The organism is Halobacillus litoralis (assembly GCF_020524085.2).
In the GTDB taxonomy this organism is placed as follows: Bacteria; Bacillota; Bacilli; order Bacillales; family Halobacillaceae; genus Halobacillus; species Halobacillus litoralis_E.
On record NZ_CP129016.1, the window covers coordinates 3,116,896 to 3,129,666 of the forward strand.

At 47.2% G+C, this 12,771-nt stretch carries 7 protein-coding genes and 3 pseudogenes; all 10 read right to left on the reverse strand.

The window, feature by feature from the left end; all coding sequences use genetic code 11:
* Positions 1-970: 970 nt before the first annotated feature.
* A complete protein-coding gene (gene pyrE / locus LC065_RS15945) occupies positions 971-1,597 on the reverse strand; it encodes an orotate phosphoribosyltransferase (protein WP_226589233.1) in 627 nt (208 codons plus the stop codon).
* Positions 1,572-2,294: pseudogene (gene pyrF, locus LC065_RS15950) on the reverse strand (orotidine-5'-phosphate decarboxylase). Before pyrF ends, pyrE begins: the two are co-directional and overlap by 26 nt.
* Positions 2,260-3,192 (reverse strand): dihydroorotate dehydrogenase, encoded by a 933-nt coding sequence (locus LC065_RS15955; RefSeq protein ID WP_226589227.1) that lies wholly within the window; start codon positions 3,190-3,192, stop codon positions 2,260-2,262. Before LC065_RS15955 ends, pyrF begins: the two are co-directional and overlap by 35 nt.
* Complete coding sequence (locus LC065_RS15960; protein ID WP_226589224.1) at positions 3,189-3,947, reverse strand: dihydroorotate dehydrogenase electron transfer subunit; 759 nt, start codon at positions 3,945-3,947, stop codon at positions 3,189-3,191. The genes LC065_RS15955 and LC065_RS15960 overlap by 4 nt, the downstream gene beginning before the upstream one ends.
* Positions 3,944-7,147: pseudogene (carB, locus tag LC065_RS15965) on the reverse strand (carbamoyl-phosphate synthase large subunit). The gene LC065_RS15960 and the pseudogene carB overlap by 4 nt, the downstream one beginning before the upstream one ends.
* Complete coding sequence (locus LC065_RS15970; protein WP_226589220.1) at positions 7,126-8,235, reverse strand: carbamoyl phosphate synthase small subunit; 1,110 nt, start codon at positions 8,233-8,235, stop codon at positions 7,126-7,128. The pseudogene carB and the gene LC065_RS15970 overlap by 22 nt, the downstream one beginning before the upstream one ends.
* Positions 8,216-9,505, reverse strand: coding sequence for a dihydroorotase (locus LC065_RS15975; protein ID WP_226589218.1), 1,290 nt, complete (start codon positions 9,503-9,505; stop codon positions 8,216-8,218). Before LC065_RS15975 ends, LC065_RS15970 begins: the two co-directional genes overlap by 20 nt.
* Positions 9,506-10,402: an aspartate carbamoyltransferase catalytic subunit gene (locus LC065_RS15980; RefSeq protein ID WP_226589217.1), complete on the reverse strand. Its 897-nt coding sequence runs from the start codon at positions 10,400-10,402 to the stop codon at positions 9,506-9,508.
* 164 nt (positions 10,403-10,566) lie between these two features.
* Positions 10,567-11,956 (reverse strand): annotated as a pseudogene (locus tag LC065_RS15985) (solute carrier family 23 protein).
* 186 nt (positions 11,957-12,142) lie between these two features.
* Positions 12,143-12,685 (reverse strand): bifunctional pyr operon transcriptional regulator/uracil phosphoribosyltransferase PyrR, encoded by a 543-nt coding sequence (gene pyrR / locus LC065_RS15990; protein ID WP_306163553.1) that lies wholly within the window; start codon positions 12,683-12,685, stop codon positions 12,143-12,145.
* Positions 12,686-12,771: the final 86 nt, after the last annotated feature.

The following is a 12,771-nucleotide window of genomic DNA, read 5'->3' on the forward strand; positions in this document are numbered from 1 at the left end:
ACTTTTTAAGATAATGGCAGGATTGTGGAAGACTTGATTTCGAGTTGTTTTCGGGGGGACGTTGCCTTATTGGGCGTTAGGGGTGGTCAGGAAGCTACTCGCTTTCCTGCGGGGATGACGGCAAGCCTCCTCGTGCTACGCACTGCGGGGTCTCGCCAGCCAATCCATTTCCGCGGGAGTCTCGCATCTTCCCGACCACCCCATTTGATATAACGGAGAAACGCCCCCCTTTGCTCAAAGGGAATGCCTTTCCCTTTCCCGCTTTTATGAGCATAAAGCCTTCTTTAACAAGCCTTCAGAATCCAATTACACAAAGGGTAAAAGTTTAACGCCTACACTTCCATCATGCTTGAAAACTTCTTTTTCCAGTAGTGGGTTCGAGAATCTTCCATGGTAAAGGGGCGGAGGGAAACGGTGAGACTCCTATGGGACGTGTGGGACAGGTGAGACCCCGGAAGGCGTAGCCTGAGGAGGCTCACCGCCCGCCCCATGGAAAGCGAACCTTTTCCCGGAGCCCCTCGAACCACTCAATTGTCTCGAAACTGAGTCTTCAATAAACTGGAGCTTTACTTGAATAGAGTATGCATAGGCATGATGCCATTGGATTAAAAAAACCACGATTGGATCGTGGTTTTAGGTTAGGAAATATGCGAATACTGCTATTGATGCTAGGTAAGAAAAAATCGCCTGTGCCCAGTACCTTCTACTTTCACGCTTCAGCATGTAAACATTCCACAGAATGAATAAAGTGAGGGAAGCGAATAAGCTCAATAATGGTTCCAAAGACCACATGGACTCCATAAATGCGAATGCCACCCACGTATATAAATAGACAAAACAGGTCAATAAGCCGAGCGAAGCATTCATGAGTATGAAGAAAGAATGTTTATTAGATTTCATTTACATCACCAATACGTTTTGATGACTTCATCGTACTAGGAGACTGAAGAAATAGCAACTCCTCTATACGTTAAGAGTTCGTAAAAACATAAGGATCCTGTCTCCACGTCATCAACAGTTGTTCCTGCTCTTTTTCGATTTTATTTTCAGTAAGTAACTGCTGAAGAAGCTCTTCATAACTTGCCAGGGATTGATACGAATAGCTTTTACCTGCGAACGCCTCTTGAGCCGTTTGAAGGTTATAGGTGAAAATCGACAGTACTTCAACCACTTCCACCCCTTCGTTCTCGAGGGCCTCTGCAGCTTCTATTGAGGATTTTCCTGTTGATATTAAATCCTCGATGACGATCGCCTTCTGCCCTTGTTCAATGTGACCTTCAATCTGATTTCCTTTTCCGTGCTTTTTTGCTGAAGACCGGACATAAACCATAGGTAAGTTCAGAAGATCCGCCACCCAGGCCGCATGGGGTATACCTGCTGTCGCACAACCTGCGATAACATCAATGGGACCGAGAGCCTCAATTTTTTTCGCAAATGCTTCTGCAATGTTTTTTCTTACTTTAGGATAAGACATCGTTAAACGGTTATCACAATAAATCGGAGACTTTAGTCCGGATGTCCATGTGAAGAAGTGATCGGTTTCAATTTTTACCGCTCCTATGTGAAGCAGGTCATCTATGAGGGTTGATCGACTCATGTTGAAAGGCCTCCTTTATTTTTTTGTACATTTCCCCAGGGTTTTCTGCGTCTCGGATAGCTCTGCCCACAACCATTGCATCACTTCCGTTTACCCGAGCCTTCTCAGGTGTAGCCACACGTTTCTGGTCATGATGTTCACCACCAGTGAGACGGATTCATGGTGTTAAAGCGGCAAGCCCAGTATTTTTCTTTATGATTTCGGCCTCTTCTACTGAGCACACGACACCATCCACGCCACATTTCTCTGCCCGCATACCATAATGCATGACTACTTCAGCTAAAGGATGGTCGATCAGCAGCTGTTCTCTCAGCATTTGTTGGTCTGAAGAGGTAAGGACCGTGACAGCTAACAAGACGGGCACCTGACCTTGTGCTCCTTCTTCTAAGCCAATCTTAGCGGCTTTCATCATGTCTTCCCCACCTTGAGCATGGACGTTTACGACATCTACTTCCATACGTGCAAGATTTCTCATCGCACGGCGGACCGTTTCTGGAATATCATGCAGTTTCAAATCGAGAAAAATTTCGTGGCCTTTTTCCTTTAATTGATGGATGATGGCTGGGCCTTCTTTATAAAAAAGCTCCATGCCCACTTTAACCGGAATGCCCGTAAGATGGTTACGCTCCATGAAATCCAAGGCCTCGGTTCCTGTTTGGAAGTCAAGAGCGAAGTACAGGGGTTTCAACTTTTTCATGGTGGGCACCTCCAATCGCTTCCTTTACGCTTGAAAAACCGTAGCGCGCAAGAACAGCCGGCAATTCTTCAATGATCTCCTTACAGATGAACGGATTTTTGAAGTTCGCACTTCCAATCGCTACTGCACTCGCACCTGCAAGTAAGTATTCCAACACATCTTCAGCTGATTCAATCCCGCCCATGCCTATGATCGGGATGGTAACAGCTTGATAGACTTGATGGATCATCCGGATGCTGATCGGTTTGATTGCTGCTCCGGACAGACCTCCTGTTCCATTTGCAATGACAGGTTTGCGCGTCTTAGGATCAATCCTCATTCCTGTTAACGTATTGATCATTGAAAGACCTGATGCACCTGCTTCCTCTGCTGCAAGAGCCATACCGACAATGTCAGTCACGTTCGGGGAGAGTTTTACATATACAGGTATATTGCTTACTTCAACGACATCACGGGTCACTTCTTTCGCTAAGGCAGGATCGGTACCGAACTGCACCCCTCCCTCTTTGACATTTGGACAAGAAATGTTCAATTCGATGGCATCTACATGGGGGGAGATTTTTTCCGCAACCTCCACATACTCTTCTACTGTACTGCCAGCAACATTCGCAATGATCGGAAGGTGGTAATTTTTCAAAAAAGGAATTTCGTCTGTGATGATGCTCTCCACGCCAGGGTTTTGCAGTCCGATCGCATTCAGCATGCCGCTTGCGGTTTCTGCAACTCGTGGCGTGCCATTTCCAAAGCGGCGTTCTTTCGTAGCTGCTTTCATAATGACGGCTCCGAGGTTGGATAAATCATAAAATTGGGCGAATTCCTTCCCGAATGCAAAACAACCCGAAGCTGGCATGACAGGATTTTTCAAATTCAAGCCCGGCAGATTCACAGATACATTCATGATAAGACGACCTCCCCGGCCTTGAATACAGGACCATCACAACAGATGCGCTTGTATCCTTTTTCATCTTTAGATTCGACGACACAGGCAAAGCATGCTCCGATTCCACAACCCATCCGCTCTTCCATGGACAAATATCCTTCTTTGTCTGGAAGATGATCAGCCACTGCTTTCAGCATCACCGTCGGACCACAGGATAAGTAATGCTGGTAATTTTCTTTCACATGAGGGAGAGCGTCCGTCACTCGGCCGCTCCTTCCTAGTGATCCATCTTCTGTCGTCACGTGTACTTTTCCAAGGGCCCTGAATTCATCCAGTAAAAAGGCATCCTCCCTGGATCTGAAACCAAGAATACTCGTGACGGCCACACCGTTTTCTTTCAGTATCTTCGCTGCACTGTAAAGCGGTGGCACTCCGATCCCTCCACCAATAATTAAGGCGTGATCGCCATGGATTCTTGCTGTCGGAAAGCCTTGACCTCCAGGACCGAGAACATCCACACGCTCACCAATCTGAGAACGCGTTAAAGCTTTTGTCCCGTCTCCCATGATTTTATAAATGAGAGTCACTGTATCATTTTTCGAATCATAATCCGCAATGGATATCGGGCGACGCAGGTAGAAACCTTCAATTTTGACGTGGACGAATTGACCCGGATCTGCGATGTCCTGGACCAAATCCCCCTGCAGCATGAGAAGGTGCGTATCTCTCGCAACCTTTTCATGCCTAAGAATGGTCATCCTTTCATTTTTCATCCTGACACCCCTTCCATCGGTGTGATCGCACGTGCCGAGAAGGACATAGCATTGATGACCTCAACAATGGTTTTTGCCGTGTCCAGGCTTGTTAAGCAGGCGAGGCCATGTTCCACGGCTTCTCTACGGATTCTGAATCCGTCCGATCTTGCACGCATGCCCTTGTTGAGTGTATTGACCACGAATTGTACTTCTCCTTGTTGAATCAGATCAATGACGTCGCGCTGATCGGATCCTACTTTTCCTACGGCTTCGACCGGAATCTGCGCTTCTTCTATTACGGAAGCTGTACCTTCTGTAGCGAACAATCGGAAGCCCAGCTCAAAGAATGTCTTCGCAATGTCCAACATCTCTGATTTGTCTTTGTCTGCAACGGTCAGCAACACAGATCCTTGAGTCGGTATTTTCAACCCTGCTGATGTCATTCCCTTATAGAGGGCTTTTTCCAATGTTTGATCATACCCGATGACTTCACCGGTCGACTTCATCTCAGGCCCGAGCGTCGTATCGACACTTCTCAGTTTTTCAAAGGAGAACACAGGCACTTTGACGTAGACGCCATTCGGCTTGGCCGCGACTCCGGATGTGTACCCTTCATCTGCCAACGTTTTTCCTAATAGAACCTTCGTCGCAAGTCGTGCCATTGGAACACCTGTGATTTTACTTAAGAAAGGAACGGTCCGGCTTGCTCTAGGATTCACTTCAAGCACGTAGGCCGTCCCTTTGTAAACGACAAACTGAATGTTGATGAGCCCTTTCATATTCAGTTCTCTGGCAATCTTCGTTGTCGCATCGATACACTGTTGTTCGAGTTCCTTCGTAAGTCGCTGGGTCGGATAAACCGCCATGGAATCTCCTGAGTGGACCCCGGCGCGTTCAATATGCTCCATGATTCATGGAATGAAAACATCTCCACCGTCCGAGATCGCATCCACTTCAATTTCCATTCCTGTCATATACTTGTCGATCAAAATAGGGTGGTCATTGTGCGCGGCTGCATTCGTTTCCAAGTAAGAAGATAGTTCCTCATTTGAATAGACAATCGCCATCGCGCGTCCGCCTAGGACATAGGAAGGTCTGACGACAAGCGGATAGCCGATCTTATCAGCCGCAAGGAAAGCTCCCTCTGGGCTTGTGACACTTTCTCCTCCTGGTTTAGAGATGTTCAAATCGTTAAGCAGCTGTTCGAACAAATCTCTGTCTTCTGTTTTATCAATCGACTCCATTGTTGTACCTAAAATTTTGACGCCTTCTCTGGTCAATCCGTCTACGAGGTTGATGGCTGTCTGCCCACCGAACTGGACGATGACTCCTTCAGGCTGTTCGAGATCGATGACATTCATTACATCTTCCAGTGATAACGGTTCAAAATATAGCTTGTCAGAAACACTAAAGTCTGTGGAAACCGTTTCCGGGTTATTGTTCATAATAATCGCTTCATAACCCATTTCTTTTAGAGCCAGGACAGAATGGACGGTCGCATAGTCGAATTCGACCCCTTGCCCGATCCGGATCGGACCTGAACCAATGACGAGCACTTTTTTATTTTCACTCGGGATGGCTTCATTTTCATCCTCATAACTGCTGTAAAAATAAGGCGTTTCCGACTCAAACTCCCCAGCACAAGTATCGACCATTTTGTACACAGGGCGGATGCCGTGACTTCTTCTCCATTCCCTCACTTCTGTTACCTTACGTTCTGTTAACCGTGCGATTTGTTGATCAGAAAATCCTATTCTCTTCACCTTTTGTAGTAGAGAAACATCCATTTCTTCTTTTGCGACTTGCTTTTCGAGTTGGATGATCCGCTGTAGTTTATAAAGGAAGAATAAATCAATGCCACCTGTCACATCATGCAGGCTTTCAATCGAATAGCCTCTCCTTAACGCCTCTGCGATTAAAAATATCCGCTCATCATCCGCCTTTTTCAATCTTCTTGTCAGCTCTTCTTCTTTCAAATGTTCCGCATAAGAGAGGTAAAGCTCTTCTGTATCGCCTTCCAGTGAACGGATGCCTTTCAGAAGAGATTCTTCGAAGCTTCTCCCGATACTCATCACCTCACCGGTCGCTTTCATTTGAGTCCCGAGGGTACGATTCCCTTTTGCGAATTTATCGAACGGCCAGCGCGGGATTTTCGTTACGACATAATCCAGTGCTGGTTCAAAGCAGGCATAGGTTGTACCAGTGACCGGGTTCTTGATTTCGTCCAACGTCATTCCGACCGCGATTTTAGCTGCTAATTTTGCAATCGGATAGCCGGTCGCCTTTGAAGCAAGGGCAGAAGAACGACTGACGCGCGGATTTACTTCAATGATGTAATATTGGAAACTATTCGGATCAAGAGCAAGCTGCACATTACATCCGCCTTCTATCCGGAGAGCCTGGATGATTTCCAAAGACGCATTTCTAAGCATTTGATACTCCCGGTCACTGAGTGTCTGAGAAGGAGCGACAACGATGGAATCACCGGTATGAATACCGACAGGGTCAAAGTTTTCCATGTTACAAACGACGATTTTGTTGTCGGCACCATCGCGCATCACTTCATACTCCACTTCTTTGAAGCCGGCAATATTTTTTTCTATCAAACACTGGCTGACTGGAGAAGCGGCCAATCCGCTTCTAGCAATCTCTTTCAACTGAGCGGCATCGTCACACATGCCTCCACCGGCTCCGCCCATCGTGTAAGCCGGACGGACGATGACCGGAAAGCCGATCTTCTCCGCAAAATCCAGTGCTTCTTCTACTGTGCTGACAATTTCACTTTCAGGTACAGGCTGGTTCATCTCATGCATCAAGGCACGGAATTTCTCACGGTCTTCGGCTTGTTGGATAGCATCGAGCGGCGTCCCTAACAGTTCCACATCAAATTCTTCTAGAATGCCAGATTCGCTCAACTCCACTGCCATATTCAAACCCGTCTGCCCTCCAAGTGTCGGAAGAATCGCATCCGGGGTTTCTTTTCGAATGATTTTCTGCAGGAATTCAAGGGTCAGTGGTTCCATGTAGACTTGATCGGCAAAGGTATGGTCGGTCATGATCGTTGCTGGATTGGAATTGGCAAGGATGACTTCATACCCTTCTTCTTTCAAAGATTGACAGGCTTGGGTTCCGGAATAATCGAATTCAGCCGCCTGGCCGATAACAATCGGACCGGATCCGATGACGAGAATTTTAGTTAGATCTGTACGCTTAGGCATGGGGAGTCCTCCTTCGTTGTCTTCTGATGGTGATCGATCATTTTCAAGAATTCATCGAATAAGTGGGCAGTATCTTCAGGTCCTGGTGAACTCTCCGGGTGGTATTGCACAGAGAAGACCGGGTGGTTCTTGTGTTTCAATCCTTCCACGGAGTTGTCATTCAAAGAAACTTGAGAAAGGCACAGTTCTGTCTGTTCCAATGAATGAAGGTTGACGGAATAGCCATGGTTCTGTGAAGTGATATAAGTTCTTCCTGTATCCAAATCTTTCACAGGCTGGTTGATTCCTCTGTGGCCGAATTTCATTTTTGAAGTGTCTGCCCCAGAAGCAAGAGCAATCAACTGGTGCCCGAGACAGATTCCGAATATAGGTACTTGAGACATCAATTCCCTTATCGTTTGAATCGCTTCCGGAACATCTTTTGGATCTCCAGGACCGTTCGAGAGCATGACGCCATCCGGTTTTAGTCTTAGGATCTCTTCTGATGAAGTATGGTAAGGAACGACGGTCACATGACAATCGCGCTTCGTAAATTCCCGTAAAATGCCGTGTTTCATCCCATAATCAACAAGGACGATCCGCTCGCCACGTCCTGGAACGACATAAGGCTTCACAGTCGATACTTGTTTTACTTGATCATTCAATAGCGGAGTAGCTTCGAGTATGTGAAGGACTTCAGAAACCGGACGATCGGATGAAGTGATCATCGCCTTCATCGTTCCATGCTGGCGTATGATTTTCGTCAGCTTTCTTGTATCAATATCGCTGATGCCTGGTATATTTTTAGCTTTAAGAAATTCATCGATCGTTTCTTCATTACGGAAATTGGAAGGAAAATCACAGTGTTCTTTTACAATGACCCCGAACACTCCCGGATTGACGGTTTCAAAATCATCACGATTGATACCATAGTTTCCGATGAGCGGATAAGTAAATGTGATCAGCTGTCCATAGTAGGAAGGGTCAGAAATCACTTCCTGATAGCCGCTCATCCCAGTATTGAATACGACTTCACCGATTGTTTCCCGTTCACTTCCAAATCCTTCTCCTACAAATACGGTCCCATCTTCAAGCACGAGTTGTTTCATGCGTTTTCCCCTCCCATACAATTTTTCCTTCAACCATTGTTAGCTCCGGCCATCCTTTCGCCTTCCAGCCATGGAACGGCGTGTTCTTCCCTTTAGAGGCAAAACGGTGACGGTCAATCATCCGCTCGCGGCTTACGTCCACAATCGTTACATCCGCTGGCGCTCCTTTTTCTAATGTTCCATAAGGGATTCCGAAGGTCTCTGCCGGCTTCCTCGTCAGCCACTCAATGAGACGCTCCAACGGAATTCCATGCTTTTCTAAAAAGTGAGTGAACAAGAGCGGAAAGGCGGTTTCCAATCCTGTAATTCCAAACGGCGAGTACAGAAAACCTTGTTTTTTATCTTCCTCCGTGTGTGGAGCATGATCGGTCGCAATAAAATCGATAATCCCATCCATCAACCCTTCGACGAGCGCTTTCTGATCTTCTTTGGAACGAAGCGGAGGGTTCATTTTGAAAAAGGCATCGTCTTCAGGAATGTCTGTTTCGTTAAGAATCAAGTGGTGCGGCGTCACTTCCGCTGTGACGTGAATTCCGGCCTTCTTCGCATCCCGAATGACCCTCACCGATTCCTTTGTTGATACGTGACAGACGTGATAATGGCATCCGGTCGCTTCGGAGAGCAGGATGTCTCTTGCGATTTGCACGGATTCAGCAATATTCGCTATACCAGGGAGGCCGAGCCTCTCGCTTACCTCACCATCGTGAGCGACACCTTTGTACACGAGTGAATTATCTTCGCAGTGAGCAACAATGGCTTTGTTCAGTCGACTCGCTTCCTTCATCGCTTCGTACATCATGCCTGCGGTCTGTACACCGACTCCATCATCGGTAAAGGCGAAGGCACCCATTTTTGAGAGCGTTGGCATGTCAACAAGCTCTCTTCCAAGTTGGCGAGTCGTTATGGAAGCATAAGGCAGCACTCGAACGGATGCATCCCGCTTGATCTTCTCCATTAAATTTTCCATGTTTTCTTCGGAATCAGGAACAGGCTTTGTGTTCGGCATGGCACACACAGTTGTGAATCCTCCACGTGCCGCAGCTGCTGTCCCTGTATGGATCGTTTCTTTTTGTTCGTCTCCAGGTTCACGCAAATGGATATGGACATCGACCAACCCCGGCAGAACAAGGCCTTCTTTTGCATCAATGACCTCATCCGCTTCTCCGACAGCCGGAGCTATTTCAACAATTCTACCGTCCTCGATGAGAATTTCGCATGAATCAAAGCGATGATCCGTAAACACCTGACCGTTGATGATTTTCTTTTTCATTTAAAGCTCCCCTTTCATGAGTGCGTGGATGATGGCCATCCGCATCGTCACTCCATTCGTCATTTGCCTGAAAATCTTTGATTTTTCACATTCCACAAGCCTCTCATCGATTTCCACCCCGCGATTGACCGGAGCTGGATGAAGGATGATGCTTTGGTTCATCATCCTTGCCTCCCTTTCGACGGTCAGGCCATATTCTTCTAGATAACTCCCTGTTCCACCTTGGTTTGTATGCCGCTCATGTTGAATCCGAAGCAGCATCAGGACATCACACGTTTCCACGGCTTCATCCATCGAGATGTATTTCTGTGTCAAGCTAGGATCCTGCCACTCGGGTTTACTGACAAAAGATACATGGGCCCCGAGCTGCCTCAGCGCGTAGGCATTCGATCTCGCCACACGACTGTGTTTCAAATCTCCCGCAATGCATACATGCAATCCTCTGAAACTATGAAAATGTTCATGGATCGTGTACAAGTCCAGGAGTGATTGTGTCGGGTGCTCCCCACAGCCGTCCCCGGCATTGATCAGGGGCATATCCAATCTTTCGGTACATGCCGCAAGCCCACCGACTTCGGATTGCCGGACGACAGCTAAATCCACGCCGATTGACTCTAATGTCTTTAAGGTGTCGTACAAGCTTTCCCCTTTCGTTAAGCTGGAATCCACTCCATCCAACTCAACGACATCAAAACCCAACTTCCTTTCGGCTATGTGAAAGCTCGTCTTTGTACGTGTGCTCGGTTCTAAAAATAGATTGGCAGCAAAATGTCCAGAATAAGAGGGAAGGTTTGTTGGATCTTCCAATTGATCTGCTAAATAAAGAAGATGATAGATCTGTTCATTGCTCAGCTGTTTCATGGAAAGTAAATTCCTCTTGGATCGAATAGCAGTCATGTACATCTCTCCGTTCCTTTAAGTAATGTAACGGGGACTAAGGAGAAAAAAAGCACCCCCAGGTGTCTGGGGGTGCTGGACTCGTCGCATGACAAACGAGCCCATCCCTAGTACACCTTTTCGAGCCTCTCGGGACTCAATTAAAACGTGAAGCTAGTGTTGGTTTATGCTACATAATCTTTGTTGTCTTTTTGTTCGATTTCAGGCGCTTCAAACATTTGTCCATTTCCGTGTCCTTTTTCTTTACCAGGAAGGATCAAGTTAAGGCCGACACCGATGATAGCTGCAAGCGCCATCCCTGCGATTTGGACTTCCTCCGTCACTTGGACGAAAGCACCGCCTACGCCGATGACGAGGATGACAGAGGCGATGATCAAGTTTCTCTTTTCACCAAAGTCTATCTGATTATCAATCAGCATCCGCAGGCCGCTGGAGGCGATGATTCCGAAGAGCAGGATGGATACCCCACCCATGACGGCTGTCGGAATGGAACTGATGACCGCGGTTACCATGCCGATAAAACCGAAGACGATGGCGATCACAGCCGCTCCTCCGATAACGAACACACTATAAACTCGTGTAATCGCAAGCACTCCGATATTTTCTCCATAGGTGGTGTTCGGAGGCCCACCTAGACAGGAGGCTATGAATGTGGCAACTCCGTCTCCAAGAATGGATTTATCCAATCCTGGGTTTTTCAAAAAGTTTTTTCCTACGACTTTCGATAAGACCATCTGATCGCCTGTATGTTCCGTGATGGTGACAAGCGCAAAGGGAACCATCAGAAAGGCTATTTCCCAGCTGATCACTTCCAGCGGTGAAAAGTCGATGAATGGGACAACGAAATCAGGAGCCTGGAAGAGAGCTGCTATAGCGCCCGTAAACGAGCCGGCTGTTGTAATGGCCGTCCATTCTTCCTGGATGCCACTCGTATCTACGATTCCCCTGGGTCATAGCGAATGCATACCCGCCGACAATTCCGAAGAGGATCGGCAGCAGGGAAAAGAATCCTTTAAAATAGATCGATGCAATAATCGTTATAGCCAGAGTGACAAGAGCGACCATGAAGTGCGTTCCACTGTAGATGTTTTCTTCCTGTCCAGGCAAGTACATGGCCATCTCCACAGCCGTTGATGCCAACCCGAGCCCTATGACTATGATGACCGGGCCGACCACAATCGGAGGAAGCAGGTTCATGAGCCACTTCGTTCCGAAAATGGAGATTAAAAGTGCAACCAATCCGTAGACGAGGCCGGCAAGAAAACTTCCGACCATCGCCCCTGCAACCCCACTCGATTTGGAAACTTCTATAATCGGAGCAATGAAAGCAAAACTTGAGCCGAGATAGGCCGGCACCTTCCCTCTTGTAATGAGCAGGTAAGCAAGTGTTCCGAATCCGCTTGAGACAAGCGCGACCGATGGTGATAAACCGGTCAAAAAAGGAACGAGAATCGTTGCGCCGAACATCGCGAACAAATGCTGGAGGCTTAGAACAAGCCATTTATTGAGTGCTGGGACTTCATTAACGTCGAGTGCTGCTTTATGTTGTTTCATATTGATTTCCTCCTTGGTGTCTCCTCTTCTGTGAGAGGTAGTAAGTGGCTTTGAGCCCTCGAGATTTCCCCATAAAAAAACCTCTTTGCGCTTAAAAAGCACGCAAAGAGGTAGACGTGTAGAGATACACGTATCCTTACGAACCTTTTAAGCCTCACGGGACTTCCTTTAAAGGTTACTCTTCATTCATTTTTCATAAATTTTCACTTCGTCTGCTTCATCCGTTTCAGATAAAGTGACGGTAATGATTTCTTCATGGGAAGTCGGAACATTTTTCCCGACATAATCCGCTCTGATCGGCAGTTCCCGGTGTCCCCGGTCTACTAAGACTGCCAGCTGGATTTCTTTCGGTCGCCCATGGTCGATTAGTGCATCCATTGCGGCACGCACCGTCCGGCCTGTATAAAGAACATCGTCGACGAGGATGACTTTCTTGCCATCGATATCCGCCGTAATATTCGTTTCTTTCAATTGAGGTTCCGCTCCATTTTCCTTAGGAGTCAAATCGTCGCGGTAAAGCGTGATATCAAGCTCTCCATCCGGAAGGTCTGCACCTTCAATCTCCTGTATTTTTTCTTTGAGACGTTGAGCGATTGGCACGCCACGGGTTTTAATTCCTACTAGGACGAGATCCTCAATCCCTTTATTTTTTTCTATAATTTCATGCGAGATCCGGGTCAATGCCCGACGGATCGCTGCATCATCGAGTACTGTCGCTTTTGCATTCATGATTGAGTCCTCCTTGATTCCATGGATTCAGTGACGAAAAAACCCCTTTTCCGCATAATGGCAGAAAAGGGGTTTTCGATACACGT